Annotated in this window: 13 protein-coding genes; 7 read left to right on the top strand and 6 right to left on the bottom strand. The window is 72.0% G+C overall.

Annotation, left to right across the window (positions count from 1 at the left end):
• Together ABFJ78_RS47785 and ABFJ78_RS47790 are read right to left on the bottom strand one after the other, a co-directional pair.
• Window positions 1-1,311: a putative glycoside hydrolase family 15 protein gene (locus ABFJ78_RS47785; protein ID WP_436394170.1), complete on the bottom strand. Its 1,311-nt coding sequence runs from the start codon at window positions 1,309-1,311 to the stop codon at window positions 1-3.
• Window positions 1,311-2,744, bottom strand: coding sequence for an exopolysaccharide biosynthesis polyprenyl glycosylphosphotransferase (locus tag ABFJ78_RS47790; RefSeq protein ID WP_436394172.1), 1,434 nt, complete (start codon window positions 2,742-2,744; stop codon window positions 1,311-1,313). Before ABFJ78_RS47790 ends, ABFJ78_RS47785 begins: the two co-directional genes overlap by 1 nt.
• Window positions 2,745-3,002: 258 nt before the next feature.
• Here ABFJ78_RS47790 and ABFJ78_RS47795 point away from each other — a divergent pair, with 258 nt between their 5' ends.
• Window positions 3,003-3,815 (top strand): glycosyltransferase, encoded by an 813-nt coding sequence (locus ABFJ78_RS47795; RefSeq protein ID WP_436394173.1) that lies wholly within the window; start codon window positions 3,003-3,005, stop codon window positions 3,813-3,815.
• Between the two features lie 8 nt (window positions 3,816-3,823).
• Window positions 3,824-5,152, top strand: coding sequence for an NAD(P)/FAD-dependent oxidoreductase (locus ABFJ78_RS47800; protein ID WP_436394174.1), 1,329 nt, complete (start codon window positions 3,824-3,826; stop codon window positions 5,150-5,152).
• On the opposite strand, the gene wecB is transcribed toward ABFJ78_RS47800, so the two are convergent.
• A complete protein-coding gene (gene wecB, locus ABFJ78_RS47805; RefSeq protein ID WP_436394175.1) occupies window positions 5,122-6,294 on the bottom strand; it encodes a non-hydrolyzing UDP-N-acetylglucosamine 2-epimerase in 1,173 nt (390 codons plus the stop codon). The two genes, ABFJ78_RS47800 and wecB, sit on opposite strands and share 31 nt — an antisense overlap.
• Before the next feature lie 118 nt (window positions 6,295-6,412).
• Between wecB and ABFJ78_RS47810 the strand changes: the two genes are divergently transcribed.
• Window positions 6,413-7,354: a lysyl oxidase family protein gene (locus tag ABFJ78_RS47810; RefSeq protein ID WP_436394177.1), complete on the top strand. Its 942-nt coding sequence runs from the start codon at window positions 6,413-6,415 to the stop codon at window positions 7,352-7,354.
• 7 nt (window positions 7,355-7,361) lie between these two features.
• Here ABFJ78_RS47810 and ABFJ78_RS47815 read toward each other — a convergent pair whose 3' ends face one another.
• Window positions 7,362-8,111: a short-chain dehydrogenase/reductase gene (locus ABFJ78_RS47815; RefSeq protein WP_436394178.1), complete on the bottom strand. Its 750-nt coding sequence runs from the start codon at window positions 8,109-8,111 to the stop codon at window positions 7,362-7,364.
• A 164-nt stretch (window positions 8,112-8,275) separates the two neighbouring features.
• Here ABFJ78_RS47815 and ABFJ78_RS47820 point away from each other — a divergent pair, with 164 nt between their 5' ends.
• Window positions 8,276-13,117: an RHS repeat-associated core domain-containing protein gene (locus ABFJ78_RS47820; protein ID WP_436394179.1), complete on the top strand. Its 4,842-nt coding sequence runs from the start codon at window positions 8,276-8,278 to the stop codon at window positions 13,115-13,117.
• A gap of 14 nt (window positions 13,118-13,131) precedes the next feature.
• Window positions 13,132-13,410: a DUF6881 domain-containing protein gene (locus tag ABFJ78_RS47825; RefSeq protein WP_436394181.1), complete on the top strand. Its 279-nt coding sequence runs from the start codon at window positions 13,132-13,134 to the stop codon at window positions 13,408-13,410.
• 19 nt (window positions 13,411-13,429) lie between these two features.
• Here the strand turns inward: ABFJ78_RS47825 and ABFJ78_RS47830 are convergent, their stop codons facing one another.
• On the bottom strand, window positions 13,430-15,559 hold the full coding sequence (locus ABFJ78_RS47830; RefSeq protein ID WP_436394182.1) for a DUF6351 family protein: 2,130 nt from the start codon (window positions 15,557-15,559) through the stop codon (window positions 13,430-13,432).
• Window positions 15,560-16,068: 509 nt separating this feature from the next.
• Here ABFJ78_RS47830 and ABFJ78_RS47835 point away from each other — a divergent pair.
• A complete protein-coding gene (locus ABFJ78_RS47835; protein ID WP_436394184.1) occupies window positions 16,069-16,902 on the top strand; it encodes a hypothetical protein in 834 nt (277 codons plus the stop codon).
• A gap of 16 nt (window positions 16,903-16,918) precedes the next feature.
• On the opposite strand, the gene ABFJ78_RS47840 is transcribed toward ABFJ78_RS47835, so the two are convergent.
• Complete coding sequence (locus ABFJ78_RS47840; protein ID WP_436394185.1) at window positions 16,919-18,127, bottom strand: Ig-like domain-containing protein; 1,209 nt, start codon at window positions 18,125-18,127, stop codon at window positions 16,919-16,921.
• Window positions 18,128-18,374: 247 nt separating this feature from the next.
• Here ABFJ78_RS47840 and ABFJ78_RS47845 point away from each other — a divergent pair, with 247 nt between their 5' ends.
• Window positions 18,375-19,505 carry a hypothetical protein gene (locus ABFJ78_RS47845; RefSeq protein ID WP_436394186.1) on the top strand — a complete coding sequence of 377 codons (1,131 nt, stop codon included), beginning with the start codon at window positions 18,375-18,377 and terminating at the stop codon, window positions 19,503-19,505.
• Window positions 19,506-19,523: the final 18 nt, after the last annotated feature.

Raw genomic sequence — 19,523 nt, forward strand, 5'->3', positions numbered from 1 at the left:
TCACCGGCAAGCCCGCATCAACGGCCCCGACCCCACTCCGGCACACCCCACCGCCCGAGCCGGCTTCGCCGGCTTGACCAGCACCAGCCCATCGGCCGCCTCCAGTGAAATCGGCTCGGGCGGCTCGGCGACCGACGCCGACGGTGCACCCGGCTCGGCCAGCCCCTCCGGCGGGGTCACCGTCTGCGTCGCCGCGGTCGTGTTGACCGCGACCCAGCCGTTGGTGAACGTCCGCGTCCAGACGCCGTTCGGGAGGCGGCCCGCCGCGTCCACCGCTTCGCCCAACCCGCTGTCCTGCAACGCCGACCACTCCGGGTCGCGGTAGTCGTCGGTGGTCGCGCGGGTCCAGCACGTGCGGGGGCCGGCCAGCAGCGCCGCGCTCGCGTACCCCGCCCGCTCCTGCTGCGCGTTCCTCGTGCGGGTCACCAGCAGCAGCAACGACTCCCCCAGCGCGGCCTGGGCGCGCAGCTCCTGGAACTCGTTGCCGCGGAAGGTCAGCAGGCCGCCCGTGCCGCCGTCCTCGCGGAACCCGAAGTTCTCCTCCATCGCGCCGCCGAAGCGCGAGTGCGCGGTCCACCGCCCCGGCACCAGGTGCGTCTCGGACACGTTGGGCACCAGCAGCTTTCCCGCCTTGGTGAAGGCCTCGCCCACTTTGGACAGGAACGCGTCGAGGCCGTCGCGGAGCTTGCGGTCGGTCTCCGCCACGTTCGCGGTGCCGGCGAGCACCGCGGGCGAGTAGTGGCTCAGCGAGTTGAAGTCGTTGTCCGCCAGGACGCCGTCCCAACCCTCGCGAGTGGTCTCCGCGACGACCGCGTCCGTCCAGGCCTGCTGGTAGGCGGGGTCCCAGACCGTCATCTGCCAGTGCTTCGGGTAGCCCTGCCACTCGATGCGGCGGCCGCGGTCGTCCACCGCGAACCAGCCCGGGTGGGCGTCCTGCGCGGCCACGTACCCGATGCCGCTGGGCAGGAAGGCGGCGTCGCGACCGCCGTCGACCGCGCCCGGGTAGTTTCGGGTGCTGGACAAGTCCTTGTACACCAGGACCTTCACCCGCGGGTTGAGCTCGTGCAGCCGGCGCATGGCCGCGCCCTGGTCGGCGTTGAGCACGACGACCTGGTAGCGCTTGGCGGCCAGCTCGATCTCCTTCGCCGTCGGCGGCTGCCCGATTCCGTACCACCACGCGCACGGCGCCAGCGGCTTCGGCGGCGGCACCGACGTCTCCTGCGCCGAGCTCGCCGAGCACCCGGAGAGACAGCCGGAGAGGCAGCTCGCCACCAGGACCAGCAGGGCCGCGGCGGCCCGGAATCGGCGCATCAGCGTTGCCTTCGGCACAGGAGCTCTCCCACGGTCAGGATGACGATCTTCACGTCCAGCCAGAGCGACCAGTTCGCGATGTAGTAGTTGTCGTAGCGCGCCCGGTCCGCGATGGAGGTGTCCCCGCGCAGGCCGTGCACCTGGGCCAGGCCGGTCAGCCCGGTCGGCACCCGGTGCCGCGCCCAGTAGAGGTCGTGCACGGCGGAGAACTCGTGCACGAACACCGGCCGTTCCGGGCGCGGGCCGACGAGCGCCATGTCGCCGCGCACGACGTTCCACAGCTGCGGGAGCTCGTCCAGGGACGTCCGGCGCAGGAGCCGCCCGACCGGGCCCACCCGGCTGTCGCCGACGACGGACCAGCGGACCTGCGAATCGTCCACATCGGACTGGCGGACGCTGCGCAGCTTGTAGAGCAGGAAGGTGCGCCCGTCCATGCCGACCCGCACCTGGCGGAAGAAGACCGGGAAGCCGCTCTCCACCGCGACGGCCAGCGCGCAGCAGGCGATCACCGGCGCGAGGACCACGAGCGCGACCGCGGCCAGCGCCGTCTCGACGACCCGCTTGACCCACCAGCCGGGCCGCCGGGTCGGCGCGCCGCCCAGCCACACCAGCGGATAACTGCGGAGCCGGTCGACGCCCGGGCCGTCCGGGCACAGCTCGAACAGGTGCGGCAGCACCAGCGTCACGCACCCGAGCCGGTGGGCGCTGATGGCGGCGTCGACGATCGCGCCGTCGTCCTCGCCCTCGGCGGCGGGCGCGAGAACAACAGTGCCCGCGCGCAGCCGGGTGATGGCCTCGGCGAGGTCGTCGTCGATCGGCTCGACGGGCAGGCCGGCCGGGGCCGGTCCGGAGGCGGCGAGCCCGACCGGCAGCAGCCCGAACTCGGGGTGTTCGAGCATGGTGCGGACCAGCTCGGCGCCGATCCGGCCGGAGCCGACGACGACGGCGCGGTCGCACCGGCGCAGCCGGCGGCGGCCCCACCGGCCGAAGGCGAAGACGAACGGGCGGACCGCTTCCCCGAGCACCGCGAAGACCAGCACGACCTCCTGCAGCTCCGCGGTGCTCGCACCGTCCATCCCGGCCACCAGCCCGGCCGCGGTGACGAGCGCGAACGCCAGCGCGGTGGCGGTGACCGAGCGCGGGAGGTCCTGCAGCCACGAAAGCCACAGCCGGCGGCGGTGGACCCGCCCGGCCGTCCGGGCCAGCAGCAGCGCGACGCCGGTCACCGCCGCGCCCACCGGGCCGGGTCCGGTCCGCAGGACCGCGGTGGCCCAGGCTGCGACGTCGACGGCGATCAGCAGCGACGCCACCGCGTTGACCCGGGTCAGGAACGGGCGGGACCGCGCCCGGTGTTTTTTCGGCCGGGTGCGCGGCCGGACGCGGCGCTGTAGCGGCAGCGCTTCGGTGAAGATCGCGTCTCTCAGTTCAGTCACTGGTGTCTGCCTCGGTCGAAACGGTTGTCGGGGACGGCCATTTCCTCGTCTTCCCACACGATTTCCCACCCGTTCGGGCAACGCGGAAAACCCGAACCGGTGACCGGAGGGAACAGCGTGTAGTTCCGATGACGCCCATCCTTTCGGGGGACTTTTCAGGCCGCTAAAGAAACCCAACAACATAGCCGAATACGTCCCGTCGACCGCTCGGAGAGCGATGCCGGTCGAGTGACAACCCGATCGAACAAAGGGAACGTGGTGCGCGAAGAATCACCTCTGGCCACCCTGGCGGAACCGGAACCCGCCGAGCAGACGACCGACGGGCGGGCGCACGTCGTGCTGCCCGCGTTCAACGAAGAAGCGTCGTTGCCGCCCCTGCTGCGGCGGCTCGCCGACGTGGCCCGCACCGAACGGATCACCGTCTGGGTCGTCGACGACGGTTCCGCCGACGCCACGGCGGCGGTGGCCGAGTCGGGGTGCGCCGGCCTCGACGTGCGCGTGGTGCGCCACGCGGTGAACCTCGGGCTCGGCCGGGCGGTGCTGTCCGGTCTCCGGGCGGCGCTGGCGGAAGCCGGGCCCGACGACTCGGTCGTCGTGATGGACGCCGACGACACGCACGACCCGGTGCTGATCCGCGCGCTGCAGGCGGAAATCGCCGGCGGCGCGGACGTCGCCATCTGCTCGCGGTTCGTCCCCGGCGGCGACGACCGGACCGCCCCGCTCGGGCGCCGGCTGCTTTCGCGCGGCGCGGCGAAGCTGTTCCACCGGGCGCTCGACGTCGACGGCGTCCGGGACTTCACCAGCGGCTACCGCGCCTACCGGGTCTCCTTGCTGAAGCGCGCGTCCGCGCACTGGGGTGAGCGGCTCATCGAAGAGCAGGGGTTCGCGTGCATGGTGGAGCTGCTGCTCAAGCTCCGCCACTGCCGTCCGGTGATCACCGAGGTCCCGCTGGCCCTGCAGTACGACCGCAAACGCGGGCCGAGCAAACTGAAGCTGCGCCGCACCATGGCGCAGTACCTGAAACTCCTCGCCCGCGACCGGCTGAGCCCGGCGCCCTTCCGGAAGCTGTGATGCCACCGGTGTCCGACTCGACCACCGCCCCGCACGTCGCCGTGATCGGCGGCGGCATCTGCGGCCTCGCCGCCGCCCACCGCCTCGCGCGCCGCGGCGCGCAAGTGACCCTGCTCGAAGCCGGCGACCAGCTCGGCGGCCTCGGGACGTTCTTCCGCCACGGCGACCACTGGGTGGAGCGGTTCTACCACTGCGTCATGCCCACCGACGACGCGCTGCTCGGCCTGCTGGGCGAGCTGGGCCTGCGCGACGCCGTCCGGTGGCGGGAAACCACGATGGGCATGGTCGTCGACGGCCGCCGGTACCCGTTCAACTCCCCGCTCGACCTGCTGCGGTTTTCCGCGTTGCGGCCGCACGACCGGATCCGGTTCGGGGTGGTTTCGGTGCTGCTGCGGCGCTTGGGCCGGGGTCGCGACCTCGACCACCTGCGCACCGAGGACTGGCTGCGCGGGCTCTACGGCGACGTCGTCTGGGAGCGGCTCTTCGCGCCGATGTTCGGCTCGAAGTTCGGCCCGTCCTTCGGCGACGTCCCCGCGCTGTACCTGTGGCAGCGGCTCGGCCGGGAGCGCAACGTCGCCACCCGCGGCTATCCGGTGGGCGGCTACCGCGCCGTCATCGACGCGCTGCGGGAGTCGATCGAGCGGGCCGGCGGAACCGTGCGCACGTCGGCCCCGGTCCGGCGGCTGCACAGCGCGGGCGAGAGCGCGATCCTCACCCTGACCGGCGGCGAGGTGCTCGGCGCGGATCACGTCGTGTCGACCGTGCCGCTTCCCTTGCTGCGGCGCATCTCCGACGACGCCCTCGCCGCCCGGCTCCCCCGGACCGACCTGCCCTACCAGGGCGTCGTGACCGGTGTGTTCTTCCTGCGCCGGGCGCTCACCGAGCACTACTGGACGCCGGTGCTGCACTCGGGCACCGAGTTCGACGGCGTCGTCGCGATGTCCGAGCTCGCCGGAACCGAGGCCAACGGCGGCCACCACCTCGGTTACGTCATGCGCTACACCGACCGCGACTCGCAGCTCTACCTCGACGACGACGCCGCGATCGCCGCGCGGTGGACGGCCCAGCTCCGGGGGCTGTACCCGGAGTTGGGCCCGGACGACATCGATGAGGTGCGGGTGTTCAAGGCGCCGTTCGTCGAACCCGTGTACCCGCTGGGTTATCTCGCCCAGCGGCCCGGCGTCGAGGTCGAGGACACGAACCTGCTCCTGGCCACGACCGCGCACGTCTACCCGGAAGTGACGAGCTGGAACTCGAGCGTCGCACTCGCGAACGACGTCACCGACCGCATCCCGGCCGGCCGGGATCAGCCCGCGATCGCGGAGCCGGCCCGGTGAACGAGCGCGGAGCCGAGCGCGGCCACGATCCGTGCCGAGGCGGACCCGTCACCGTAGGGCGACGGGAGGCACCGGAGCCGCTCGCGGTGGCCGGCGACGTCGTCCAGCCACCGTGCGGTTTCCTCGCCGATCCGCGGTCCCGCGGGGACGCGCACGCCGAACGTCCCCGCGATCTCGGGGCGCTCGGTGCTGCGCCGCACGACGACCACCGGTCGCTTGAGGACACTCGCTTCCTCTTGGATACCCCCGGAATCGGACACGAGCACGGCGGCTTCCGCGGCGAGCGCGAGGAACGCCGGGTAGGCCTGGGGTTCCAGCACGACCAGCGGCGCCAGGAGCCCGCGCAGCCCGAACCGGTCGATGCTCTTGGCCGTGCGGGGGTGCAGCGGGAACACGACCGGGGCCGGCAGGCGGCCGAGTTCGCCGAGGACGACCGCCAGCCGGGCCCGGTCGTCGACGTTCTCCGGCCGGTGGATGGTGGCCAGGACGTACTTGTCGCGCGTCAGCCCGTGCGCGGCGAGGACGTCCGCGCGTTCGTCAGCCGGCGGGAGCGCGGTTTCCAGGGCCTCCACGACGGTGTTGCCGGTGACGGCGATCCGTTCGGCGGGCACGTTTTCGGCGAGCAGGTTGCCGCGGTTGAGCTCGGTCGGCGCGCAGCAGAGGTCGGCCAGGTGGTCGATCAGGACCCGGTTGTGCTCTTCCGGCATCGCCCGGTCGTGGCTGCGCAGCCCGGCTTCGACGTGCACCAGCGGGAGGCCGTGCGCGTTGGCCGCCAGCGCGCCGGCGAGCGCGGACGTCGTGTCGCCCTGCACGAGCACGACCCGGCCCGGGTGGGTGGCGAGGACTTCGTCGACCGCGCTGATCGTCCGGCCCAGCTGGTCCCCGCGGCGGCCGCCGCCGACGCCGAGCTCGAGAAACCGGTCCGAGGGCGGGAGATCCGCGCGGATGCGCGAGTAGAGCGGCCCGTCGTAGTGCTGTCCGGTGTAGACGATCGAGCACTCGCCGCCGAACAAGCGCATCAGCGGCGCCAGCTTGATGAGCTCGGGGCGGGTCCCGCAGACCAGGGTCGCGCCCCCGACGGCCGCGAGCACGACCTCGGGAGAACTCTCGGCGGCGGCCCGGAAACCGGCGGTGGTCGGCATGCTTTTCCTTTTCGACGGCGGCAGTTCGCCCGCACGCTACTGATCTGACGTCCACAAGCGACCCGGCTCAGCCCATCGTGTGACGCACGCGAGCCGGAACCCCGAGGAGGGTGACCCCTTGTCCAAGAAGTACGCGGCCCTGGTGCTGGCGGCGATCCTGGCCGCGGCCCCCGCGTCGGCGCCGCGCGCCGACGCGGCGCCCGACCTCCTGCTCCCCGACCTCCGCCAGGTCCCGCCGGGCTGCACCGGTGGCTACTCCACGGACCTCGCGCACTGCGGGGCCTGGGACGTGTGCCCGGTGATCGACCCCGCGGCACCCAACGGCCGCTGCGTCCCGGCCGCCGTCGCGAAAGCCGTCCGGTTGCGCTTCACCAGTTCGGAGGAGAACGTCGGCGACGGGCCGTTGTTGCTGTACGGGCGTCGCGACAACGCGAAGCAGGAGAAGATGACCGTGCGCCAGGCACTGCGCAACGGCGGCGACGGCTCGATCCCGGGTGACTACGGTTCCGCGCAACGCGCCACCCGCGCGTACACCTACTACGAGCCCGCGCTCGCCCACCAGCACTGGCACCTGATGAACTTCGAGAACTTCGCGCTGGTTTCCCCGCAGGGCAGGACGATCGTCACCGACCGGAAGAACGGCTTCTGCCTCGGCGACCGCTTCCCCGTGGCCGACGCCGGCGGGTTGCCCCACGTGCCGGGGGCGACCGGCGCCGACGCCGAGCTCGCGGAACGGCTGCGCGCCAACAACTGCCGACACCACGAACCGGCGGCGCTCGACGTGGTCGAGGGCATCTCGGTCGGCTCCGGCGACGACTACAAGTACGAAGTCGACTTCCAGTGGCTGGACATCACCCACGTGCCCGCGGGAAAGTACGACCTGGTCAACACCGTGAACGGCGACCGGACGCTGGCCGAGACGAACTACCGCAACAACTCCTCCGCGGTCGCCGTGTCGATCGAATGGCCGAAAGGCCTGCCGGGCGCGAACCAGGTCATCCCGGAAGCGCCGGTGGTGCGCTACCTGCGCAGCTGCCCCGGCCGGAGCCAATGCGCGTGACCGGTCTTCAGCGCGCGGCCGTCATGCCGCCGTCGATGGTGACGATGGTGCCGCTGATGTAGCCGGCGCGTTCGGAGGCCAGGAAAGCCACCAGGTCCGCGACCTCGCGGGTCTCGGCGATGCGTCCCGAGGGCAGCGAAGCGAAACTGGCGTCGACATCGGCGTTGGCGGCCCGCATGGTGGCGACCCGCTCGGTGGCGACCGGGCCGGGGTTCACGCCGACCACGCGCACGCCGTGGCGCGGGCCTTCGCCGCCGAGGGCCGTGGTGAACGCCATCAAGGCCGCGTTGCCCGCGCCGCCGGCGATGTACCCGGCGGTCGGCCGTTCGCCGCCGCTGCCGATGACGTTGACGATCACGCCGTGCCCGCGGGTGCGCAGCCGCGGGTACACGAGCCGGACGAGGTCGATGTAGCCGAAGACCTTCAGGTCCCACGCGTGCCGCCAGAGCTCGGGCCCGACGTCGTCCAGGGTGCCGGCGGGGATGTCGCCGGCGTTGTTGACGAGGATGTCGGCGTCGCCGGCCGCCTCGGCGAGCTTCTCGAGATCGGCGGTGACCCGGAGGTCGACGGCGTGCGTGGTCACCGCCACGCCGTGGTTCTCCCGCAGCTTCCGGGCGTGGTTCTCCAGCGCTTCGCCGTTGCGGGCGGCCAGGTGCAGGTCGCACCCTTCGGTGGCCAGGGTCTCGGCGATGGCCGCGCCGATGCCCTTCGAGGCGCCGGTGACCAGCGCGCGCTTCCCCTTGAGGTACAGATCCATCGGTCCAGCTTCGCAGGGGGCGGTCCTGAGCGCCGGGCCCCTCTCGATCAGGGCACCGGCCGGTCTCGGTAACTCTGTCCGATTTGGACCGAAGATCCCTTGCCGCGAACCGGGTTCCGGCCGGCACGGGAATCGCCCGGAGGGCCGCCGGTTAGCATGATCGAGTGACCAACCCCCTCGTTGCGCAAGCCCAGGACTCCACCAAGCCCTACACGGGCATCTCCCTGCTGGAGAGCGCGAACGACCTGAAGTCGGCCATCGAAAGCGGGGACTGGGCGTCGGTCGCCATGGGCGCGGTGGGGACCGCGCTGGACGCCCTGTCCATGGCGATGGACCCGTTCGGCGCGATCCTGGCCGCCGGGGTGGCGTGGCTGATGGAGCACGTCGGGCCGCTGAAGCAGGCACTCGACGGCCTGACCGGCAACGCGGACGAGATCGCCGCCCAGGCCGAGACCTGGAAGAACGTCGCGGGCGAGCTGCAGGCCGTCGGCACTGATCTGGGCGACATGGTGAAGACGGACCTGCGGTCCTGGACCGGGCCGGCGGCCGACACGTACCGGCAGCGGACGCAGGACGCGGTGGCGCTGCTGGAGTCCGCGCAGAAAGGCAGCGAAGGGGCCTCCAGCGGCGTGAAGACCGCGGGCGAGGTCGTGGCCGCGGTGCGCGCCCTGGTGCGCGACATCATCGCGGAACTGATCGGGCACCTGATCAGCTGGGCGCTGCAGGTCGTGTTCACCCTCGGCATCGGGCTCACCTGGGTGGTGCCGCAGGTGATCGGCGCCGTCGCGAAGACCGCGTCGAAGATCGCCGACCTGGTCAAGCGGCTGGTCACGGCCCTCAAAGCGCTGATCCCGCTGCTCAAGCGCGCCGGCGACCTGTTCGGCGACGCGGCGAAGGCGCTGAAGAACCTCAAGACCGGCGGCAAGGTGTCCGCGCCGCCGAAGGTCGGGCCCATCGACGGCACGCCGAAGGCCCCGAAGCCCCACGGCGGTGACTCGACGACGCCGTCCGGCGACCACTCGCCGCCCCCGAAGAGCGGCGATTCCACCACTCCCTCCGGCGACCACACCCCGCCGAAGACACCGGACAGCACGCCGGACGGCACCCCGGGAAGCACGCCGCCGCCGGGCAAGGGGGCCGACACCACCACGACGTCGGGCGCGAACGGCGGCATCCGGGGCGGCAACGGCAACCCGCCGCACAACTCCACCCCCACCCGCGACCTGCCCGACTGCGGTGACCCGATCGACGTCGCGAGCGGGCGGATGTTCCTCCCCCAAACCGACGTCGAGCTGCGCGCGGCCCTCCCGCTGATCGTCTCCCGCACGCACCTGTCGGACTACCGCTGCGGCCGGTCGTTCGGCCCCACCTGGGCGTCCACCCTGGACCAGCGGCTGGAGGTCGACGACGAGGGAGTCAGCTTCGCCGCCGAAGACGGCGCGCTGATGACCTACCCGCTGCCCGGGGCCACCGGCTCGGTGCTGCCCGAGTTCGGGCCGCGCTGGCCGCTGGCCCGCACCGCGGACGGCGGCTTCACCGTCACCATGCCCGAGCTGTCGCAGACCCTGCTCTTCGCCCCGACGGGCGGTCCGGAGCTGCCGGTGACCGCCGTGCTGCGCGGCTCCGGCCCCCGCATCGACTTCCACCGCGACTCCGACGGCGTCCTGCGGACCATCGGCCACTCCGGCGGGTACCTGCTCGCCGTCGAGTCCGCCGGCGGCCTGGTCACCGGGATCGGCCTGGCCGGCGGCGCCCGGCTGCCGGACGGCACCCCGGCCGACCTCCCGCTGGTCCGCTACCGGTACGACGACGCCCGCCGCCTCGTCGAGGTGGTCAACTCCTCCGGGCGGCCACTGCGCTTCGGCTACGACGCCGACGGGCGGATCACGAGCTGGGAGGACCGCAACGGCGTCTCCTACCGCTACCACTACGACGGCGCCGGCCGCTGCGTCCGCACCGAAGGCGACCGCGGGGACCTCGACTACACCTTCGCCTACGACACCGCCGCGCGCGTCACGCGGGCGACGAACTCGCTCGGCGCGGTCATCACCTACCACTTCACCGAGTGGGGCCAGGTCAGCCGCGAGATCGACCCGCTCGGCCACGAAGTCCGCTACGAGTGGGACCGGCACCACCGGCTGCTGGCCCGCACCGACGAACTCGGCGGCACCACCACCTACACCTACGACGAAGCCGGCGACCTGGTCGCGGTCGGCTACCCCGACGGCACCGCGGACTCGGCGCAGTACGACGAGCGGCACCGGCCGGTCGTCACCGTGGACGTCGACGGCGCGCGCACGACGCGCGAGTACGGCGAACGCGGTGAGCTCGTCGCGGCGGTCGACCCGGCGGGCGCCCGCACGACCTACGGCTACGACAGCGCGGGGAACCTCGCCACGATCGTCGACCCGGCCGGCGGGCGGACCACCATCGTCTCCGACCCGCGTGGCCTGACCGAGTCGATCACCGGGCCCACCGGCGCGGTGCGCACGTTCGAGTACGACGCCTTCGGCCGCCTGGTCGCGGAGACCGGCCCGGCCGGCGAGACCACCCGCTACGCGTGGACCGTCGAAGGCCGCCCGCTGCGCCGGACCCTTCCCGGCGGCGGCACCGAGCACTGGGCCTACGACGGCGAGGGCAACCTCCGCGAGCACCGGGACGCCACCGGCGCGCGGACCCTGCACGAGGTCGGCGGGTTCGACCTGCCGGCCGCGCGGATCGCGCCGGACGGCAGCCGGATGGAGTTCACGCACGACACCGAGCTGCGGCTCGTCGCGGTCCGGAACGAGCAGGGACGCCGGTGGGAGTACCGCCACGACGCGGCGGGGAACCTGGTCGAGGAGACCGACTTCGACGGGCGCGTGCTGCGCTACGGCTACGACGCGGCGGGGAACCTGACCAGCCGCACGAACGGCGCGGGCGAGACGCTGGAGTTCACCCGCGACGCGCTGGGCCGCGTGGTCGAGCAGCGCGCCGGCGCCGAGGTGACCCGCTGGACCTACGACGCGGCGGGCCGGCTCCTGCGCGCGGTCAACGCCGACGCCGACGTCACGTTCACCTACGACGCGCTCGGCCGGGTGCTGTCCGAATCCTGCAACGGCCGCACCGTGCGGTCGGAGTACGACGTCCTCGGCCGCCGGACGCGGCGCACGCTGCCATCGGGGCTGGTCAGCGAGTGGGCCTACGACGGGGCCGACGCGCCGGTCGCGGTGCGGGTCGGCGGCCACACGATGAGCCTGCGACGCGACCCGGCCGGCCGTGAGGTCCAGCGCGAATGGGGCGTCGCGGACCTGCGCCGGCACTGGGACTCCGCGGGCCGGCTCGCCGCGCAGACCGTGGCGGGCCCCGGCGGCGCGCTGGTGCACCGGCGGGCCTACGACTACCGCGAAGACGGCCTGTTGGTCGCGACGCACGACGCCGCCGGGACGCGGACGTTCGAGCTCGACGCGCTGGGCCGGGTCAGCGCGGTCACCGGCGCCGCGCCCGCCGAGCGCTACAGCTACGACAGCACGGGCAACGTGACCGGCGTCCAGGCGGGCGCCGTCCCGGACGCGCTCGCCGGGCCCCGGGCCTACACCGGCGGCCGGCTCACCGGTGCCGGCGCCGCTCGCTACACCCACGACCGGCAGGGCAGGCTCGTCGAACGCACCGCGCCCGGGCTCGACGGGCGGCTGCAGGTCTGGCGCTTCACCTGGAACGCCGAGGACCGGCTCACCGGCGTCACGACGCCCGACGGGCAGCGCTGGCGCTACCGCTACGACCCGCTGGGCAGGCGGGTCGCGAAGCAGCGGCTCGCGCCCGGCGGCGGGGTGGCCGAGCAGATCGACTTCACCTGGGACGGCCCGGCACTGGCCGAGGAGCACCGGCTGACCGCGTCGGGGCAACGGCGGCTGCTGAGCTGGGAAGTCGAACCCGGCACCGAACTGCCGCTGCTGCAGTGCGAGCGGCTGCTCGGGCCGGAGGGCTTCCAGCGGGTGCTCGACCAGCGCTTCTTCGCGATCGTGACCGACGTCGTCGGCACCCCGACGGAGCTGGTCGGGCTCGACGGCGCGGTCGCCCGCCAGCAGCCGCAGACGATCTGGGGCCGGGCGCTGGACAACGCCCCGGCGATCACCCCGCTGCGGTTCCCCGGGCAGTACTTCGACGCCGAAACGGGCCTGCACTACAACTACCACCGCTACTACGACCCGGGCACCGCGCGCTTCCTCAGCGTCGACCCGCTGGGGCTGGCGGGCGGGGCCAACCCGCAGGCGTACGTCGCCAACCCGCTGGCGTGGATCGACCCGTCCGGCCTGACGCCGTGTTCCGACGCGGCCGCCGCGTCCGGCAGCGGCGGCAGCCGCGGTGGCGGCGGCAACCGGAGTGGGGGCGGGAACAACCGCGGCAACGGCCGTGGCGGCAACGGAAACACGAGCGGGCCGAGCCGGCCACCCCGGACCAACAACCGGCCGCCCCCGCCGTACTACGACAACCCGCTGCCGACGACCCCGCACGCGACGGTGCCGCACACGCCGGACAACCCCAACGGGAGCCTTTACCACTACACCAACGAAGCCGGCATGAACGGCATCATGGGCAGCGGTCACGTGCGGCCGTCGGCGTGGACGCACGGCACGCCCGACAACCCGCTGGTCGGCTCGCACGCCCGGTACGGCTCGGGCGGCTACTTCACCAACATCGCGCCCGGGCAGCTGTCGCAGGAAGGGCTGTCCCAGGCCCTGGTGCTCAACCCGGGCTCCGGTGCCAGTTTCACGCACCACATCGAGGTCAGCCCGTCCGCGCTGGAGAGCCAGGGGTACACGATCTCGCAGTCCGACCACCGGCCGGACGTCTACGTGGTGCACCACAACGACCAGCCGACGAACCACCCGAACCCCCGGCCGGTCGAGATCGGCGACGCGCACGTCAGCCACGGCCCGAACCCGCCGGGGCCCCACCTCGGCAGCAGCATGGGCCAGGAAGACTGGGGCGACGCGGCCCGCCCGCGACCGCCGCGGCAACGCTGAACCGGAGACCCGACATGGACTACCTGCACGTGCACTGGCGGCACGACGCCGCCGACGCTCCGGTGGACATCTACAGCGAACTCGACGACGACCGCTGGGAGGTCCGCAAGGTCGAGGTCTTCCCCGACGGCACCCTGCACTACGCGGACGACTGGCGGTCGACCGGCAAGACGGGGCTCAGCGAGGTGCCGCTCCCGTCGTTCGAGGAAATCGCCGGCCAGCGCGCGCTCACCCCGGCCGTGATCGACGCCGCGGAATTCGAACGGATGTGGACGCGCGCCACGGAGGGCTGAAGCACTACTTACGGATCCGTCACCGCAGCTTGGTCGGCGGCGTGGTGCCGGTCCGTTCGTCGCCGTAGCTCAGCCACGTGCCGATCGGGGCGTGCCGGCCGACGCCCGGGCGGCTGTAATCGCACACGCCGCCGGGGAACGTCTCACTCAGGCGCTTCCGTTCCGCCGCCGTGAACGTGACCGGGTAGTCGCGGAAGTTCACCGGCTTCAGCCGGCACTTCAGCACGTCGAGGGACAGACTCTCCCCCGCGACCATCCGCGTGTTGGCCGCCACCGGGTACTGCGCGCCGCACTGGCCGCTCGCCGGGTACGTCAGCTTCTCGGTGATTCGCGACGCGGCGGACAGGTAGCAACCGTCGCCGAGGTCGGCCGGCCGGTTCGCCAATACCTTCTGCTGGCGGCTCCGGTGTGAGCTGTCGGCATCGATCGCGGTCAGCCAGCGGTCCATCGCGTCGAGCTCGTAGACACTGGCGGCCGCCACTTCGCCGGCGGTGAGGTGGTTTTCGATGATGACCTGGTTGGCCGCGGTGCCGTTGGCGCGCAGAAGCCGTTGCCGCATCACGTAAGACCACTCGGTGGTGTGGATGTCGTTGCCGAACCCGGCGAGGTCGAGATCGGTCCGCTGGTCGATGATCGGCGTTTCCCGCAGACCCTGCGACCCGGAGTTCACGATGTCCTCGGCGTACACCGTCTGGAGGGCCTTCGGATCGGCGGCGATCCGTTGCGCCACCGGCGTTCCGGTGTAGTCGAGGCCGCCGATGGTCGCGTTGAGGTCGACGAACTGGGCCGCGGTGATCGTCCCGGACTTCAGCGCGGCCAAGCCGTACTGCACACCCGTGGTGTCGAGCGGACTGCGGACGAACCCCGTCCGCGGGTCCCGCCCGAGCTGGTTGACCAGCTGCTCGTTCGAGTTGCACTTCACCCCGCGCGGGTTGGTGACCGGATCCCACCGCGCCGGCACCGGGATGGCCGCGTTGCAGCTGCCGGTCGCGGTGGCGCGGCTGGCGAAGGTCTTGTCCCAGGAGACGCAGGTGTCGTAACTGGCGAAGCCCGCGACGGCCTGCTTCTGCGCCGCGGTGAACGACGCGCCCGGCCCGGCGAAGTACCGCTCCAGCAAGCGGCAGTCCGACACCGGGCCGCCCGTGCTCAGCGGGTCCGGGAACGAGACGCCGGGGATGATGCCGTCGACGATGCCGGGGTAGTTCTCCGCGATGTCGTACTGCTGGATCGCCCCGCCCGAGCCACCCCAGCCGATGGTGTGGGCCACCGGGCCGTAGGTCTCGACGAAGTGCTCCTTGACCATCATCGCCGCTTCGGCCGAGATGATCGGGCTGCAGTTGGTGTCCAGCACGTTCAGGCTCGACGACGCGACCGCGAAGCCCCGGGCCAGGAACAGGTCGTTGACGACGCCACCGGTCGAGGTGCCCTGGTGGTAGCCCGCGTTGCAGCCGCCGCCGAAGGTGTAGACCAGCTTCCCGTTCCAGCCGGCGTCCGGCGCGACGGGCGACGGAGTGCCGTCGTAGAGCGCCGCCATCTCGTAGACGGCGCGGTCGATCGTGCCGCGCTCGACGCGGACCACGTACGGCACCGCGCGCCCGTTCACCGTGGCCGTCGCGAGGTCCGCGGGCCGGGTCGCCGGGTCCGCCAGCGGCGCGAACGCCCCGGCGGTGGTCCGGTACTGATAGCTCACCTGGGTCGGCGCGCTGCAGAACGGCTGCGCCGCCGGCGGCAGGCCGAACGCCTGGGTCTCGCAGTAGAACGGGCGCTGCTGCGCGCCGGAGAAGACGGGGCCGGTGCTCGGGTGGTTGGTGACGCGCAGGTTCGCCCGCTGGTCCGGGCCGTGGCCGCTCGTCCTGGCGCTCAAGTCGTTGACGCCGTCGCGCAGGCCGGTCACCAGGCCCAGCAGGCTGCCGTCCGGCTGGGGGTGGAAGCTCGAGGTGACGTCGTGGCCGTTGGCGCTGACCCGCGTTCTCCCCGGCGCGACGACCTTGACCAGGACCTGTCCCCCGCTGACGAGCGCGGGCCGCGGGTTCGACACCGTTTCGATCGTCAGCCGCCGCCCGGTGTCGGGAGCGGCCACGGCGGTCGCGGTCCCCAGCAGGAGAACCGGAACGGTCAGGGCGGCCACGACGAAAGCACGGTTTGCCACGGACACTCCGCTCGCTCGTGGCGTCGCGTCGTCGCGACACCGGGCAGCTGCCGGTATAGCACCCGCGGCACGGGCGGTACAACGTTCAATCCGGTGCCGGGCCCGGTGGGGACCGCTCAGGGCGCCGATCGCGCGCCACGCGTGGGACTGCCTCCCGCATCCCCTCTTACTCCCACCGGTTCGGTCACGCGGACCTCGGGCGCCCCGGCGACGCCTGTTGAGGAGACGATGCGATGATCGCAGGTTCCGATCCCGCCCACCACGGTTTTTCCCGGCCATCCGCAGCACCATCGCGAACAGATCCAGCGCCGGCTGCACGTCGGCGACCGCCTCGACCTCGGCGCGGTAACTGTCCCCCGTGTGCAGTCGGACTGCGCCCGGCGAACGTTCCCAGGTCCGCCGGCTCGAACGGGGCCGCCTCCGCGATCTCCCCGATGTGCCGCTCGGGCACGTGCGGAAGAGGCAGCCCGCTCAGCGGGACGATCGTTGCCGAAAACAGCGGTAACGGGATGCGGGCCGAGCGCGACTGCGGAAGAAGGATCGTCGTCGACGAGGGGTGGCTGTTCATGGGGCTGGCGGTCGGTGGCGTGGGCGGCTGGTTGGTCCAAGCCTTGCCCGACATCTCCACCAACCTGATCGCGGCGGCCATCGGGGGCGTGCTGGTCTGGACGACGACGAGCGCGAGACGACGCCTCGGGCTGGCCGGCGCGCGCAGGTTCTGGCGGGCGCTGGGCGGCCGGCACCCGTTGATCGTCCTGGGGGCCTACGACTTCGGCCCGCACCGGCGCTGGGCGAGAGCCGGTGTGGTCGGCATGGGCGACATCGGGGCCCTGGTCGAAATCGAAGCCCAGCTCCGCAAGCTGGGCAGCACCGGGAAGATCGTCGAGTCCCGGCAATTGCCGCCGCGTGACCTGAGCTCGGACCTCGTCCTGATCGGTGGCCCGCTGGCGAACGCCGTGACGGCGACGATGCTGGCCAAGCTGAGCGGGGTGATCTCCTACGACTTCGCCGAAGATCCGGAGCACGCGGCCGCCGTCGTGCGAGACCTGAAGTCGGGTCGTGCGCTGGCGCCCCGGTACGAGGAGCCGGGTTTCCCGGTCAGTGACTACGCTCTGATCATCCGGACACCTAACCCGTTGGCGCCGGACACGTCGGAAATCGTCATCGTGGCGGGCTGCTTCGAACACGGCACCGCGGCCGCGGCGGAGAAGCTCGGCGAGCGGAAGTTCCTTCGCAAGTCGAGGAAGCGGAAGCACTTCGAGGCGCTCGTCGAGACCACGGTCGTGAACGGCGCCCACTACAACACGAAGGTCGTCGAATTCCGGCGCATCCCGGCCGGCTGACGGTCCCCGGCCGGGCTCAGCCGCGCAGGGCGCTGCCCGCCTGCCACGCGCTCCAGCTGATCGCCCAGTCCCCGTGGCCGTTGTTGATCGACAACTGCGGGCCGCCCGAGTTGGTGATCTCCACGACGTCGCCGACGTTGAACGTGTCGAAGAACCACTTCGCGTTCTCGGTGTTCATGTTGAGGCAGCCGTTGGAGACGTTGTCCCGGCCCTGCACGCCGACCGTCTTCAGGTTCTCGTGCAGGTACTCGCCGTCGTTGGAGATCCGGACGTTCCAGTTCTCCGGCGCCTTGTAGTAGCCCGGGTCGCCTTCGCACACGCCGTAGCTGCAGGAATCCATGATCTTGTGGTCTTCCTTCGACAGCACCGTGTGCGTGCCGGTGAAGGTCGGCGTCGGGCCGCGCGGTGGGGTGTCGGCGGTCTTGCCCATGCTGATCGGCGCGGTCTTCACCAGCTGTCCGTTGTGGAACGCCTTGATCTGGTGCGTCTTGCCGTCCGCCTTGGCGACCCAGGAGTCGTGCACCTTGTAGGTGGCCGAGACGTCCTGCCCGCCGTACACGCCGCCCCCGATCGGCATGCCGAAGGTCGTCGTCTCGAGCTTCACGGTCGAGCCGGCCTTCCAGTACTCCTTGGGCCGGAAGTGCACTTCGCGCTTGCCCACCCAGTACCAGCCACCGTCCTGGGCGGGCGAGGACGTCACCTTGAACGACTTCTCCACCACCGCCTTGTCGGTGATGTCGTGGTCGAACTTCAGGCCGATGATCAGGCCGACGCCGAAATCGCCCGCCGCCGGCTGGAAGAGCGCGGGAGTCGCGACCCCGGCCGGCTTGAGCGTGTGCACCTCGCCGCGCTGCTCGGTCGCCGCGCCCGCCTGGTTCACCGCGGTGGCGACCGCGAGGTAGGTGGCCCCGTACCGGAGGTGATCGTTGCTGGTCCACGTCGTCTTGTCCGGCGAGAGGTCGCCCTTGACGGCATTGCCGGTCTGCGGGTTCGTGACCGTGACCGCCTGGAGCGTGCCACCCGATGCCTTGACGACGATCGGGTCCTTCGGGCTCAGCTGGTCCCCGCCCTCGAACGCCACCGTCGCGGCCGGCACCCCGGGCCCGGCCGCCGTCCCGGTCGCTCCGGCGGCGCCGGCCGCTTGCGCCACCCCCGCGGTCTCGGTCGGTCCACTACAGGCAGCCAGCAGCAGGGCCGTCAAACCGAGCCCGGCGATACGGATCACTCTCACGGTCCATCAGACGTTCCACCGACCCCGAAGTTGCGCACCGATCCGGTCTTTCCGGAACAGCGTGACAGATCATCCGACGCGGTCACACCTAGTACTTTCGGCCGAGGTCCGCACGGCGAAAACCCTCCGAAAGACGTGAGCCATCCCGGGGTTCTTGATTCCGCACCGGTTCCACCGTCGATCACCGCCCTACTGTGGCGGTGCTTCGTGATCTTGAAACGAAACCGAAGAGGGGACCGCCTTGACCAGATTCCTCGGCAAAACACTCGCGGCGGCGGGCACCGCGGCAGCACTCGTGCTCGCCACCGCCGTTCCCGCGGACGCCGCGCCGACCACCGTCGAGCAGGACGTCGCGCAGCTGTACCAGTACGTCACCGACCTCTACGACGGCCTGCCCGCGAACGCACTGCGCGGCGTCGACCGGCTCATCGAGTCGCCCATCCCGCGGATCGGCCCCCGGAGCCGGGCCGCGCAGGGCCCGATCCCCGGCTGCACCGAGGGTTCGCTGCTGACCTACGCCAACAAGCTCGCGGCCCAGCTCACCCCGCTCGAGAACCAGGCGTTCAACGCGCTGTCGGGGCTCAGCCAGCTCTACGTCCAGGGCGTCGCGTCCGACAAGACCCCGCAGGTCTTCGGCACCGACGGCCAGTACACCCCGCGGGCCACCGACACGATCGACCGGCTGCGCGCCTTCTGGGACATCGAAAGCTGGAACATCCAGCTCGTCGCCTGGAAGGGCACCGACCTCGGCAGCCAGGCGAAGATGGCGCAGACCTTCAGCCTCGGCCTCGCGCCGGCGAAGGTGAAGGACGCCGCCGCGCTCGCCACCAAGGTGCTCTACGAAGTCCCGGCGCTGCAGGGCGGCCGCCACCCGCTGCTCACCCTCAACGCGTTCTCCGCCCCGGCCGACAGCCTCGGCGGCAAGCGCGTGGCACTCGGTGACGGCCTGCTCGACACGGTCAACGTCCTCGGGTTCGACGACGTCTCGGTGGAGTCCGTGGTCGGCCACGAGTACGGCCACCAGGTCGACTTCGCGCACGAGAACTACCCGCGCAACGAGTCCTCCGAAATGGGCCCCGACGCCTACGGCGGCTACTTCGTCGCGCACGCCAAGGGCTACGCGTGGAACGCCCGCACCCAGCAGGAAGTCACCTACCTGGACGCCTCGATCGGCGACTGCTACCACAGCCACGGCACTCCCGACCAGCGCAAAGCCGCGGGCGCGTGGGGCGAGAAACAGGCGACGAGCCAGGGCAACCCGAACCGGATCGTCCCGACCGCCACGATGATCGAGAAGTTCCAGAAGGTATACCCGAAGCTGATGCCGCCCGCCGATCAGCCGGCCGCCGCGGTGGCTGCCGCCCGCGGCTGAGCTCCGGTTCCCGCAACG

The organism is Amycolatopsis sp. MEPSY49 (assembly GCF_051337345.1).
Lineage (GTDB): Bacteria > Actinomycetota > Actinomycetes > Mycobacteriales > Pseudonocardiaceae > Amycolatopsis.

Bases quoted from the DNA above. Each gene is read 5' to 3' on its own strand.
- ABFJ78_RS47785 (WP_436394170.1), bottom strand. From the start codon at position 1,311: ATGCGCCGATTCCGGGCCGCCGCGGCCCTGCTGGTCCTGGTGGCGAGC.
- wecB (WP_436394175.1), bottom strand. From the start codon at position 6,294: ATGCCGACCACCGCCGGTTTCCGGGCCGCCGCCGAGAGTTCTCCCGAG.
- ABFJ78_RS47815 (WP_436394178.1), bottom strand. From the start codon at position 8,111: ATGGATCTGTACCTCAAGGGGAAGCGCGCGCTGGTCACCGGCGCCTCG.
- ABFJ78_RS47825 (WP_436394181.1), top strand. From the start codon at position 13,132: ATGGACTACCTGCACGTGCACTGGCGGCACGACGCCGCCGACGCTCCG.
- ABFJ78_RS47835 (WP_436394184.1), top strand. From the start codon at position 16,069: ATGCGGGCCGAGCGCGACTGCGGAAGAAGGATCGTCGTCGACGAGGGG.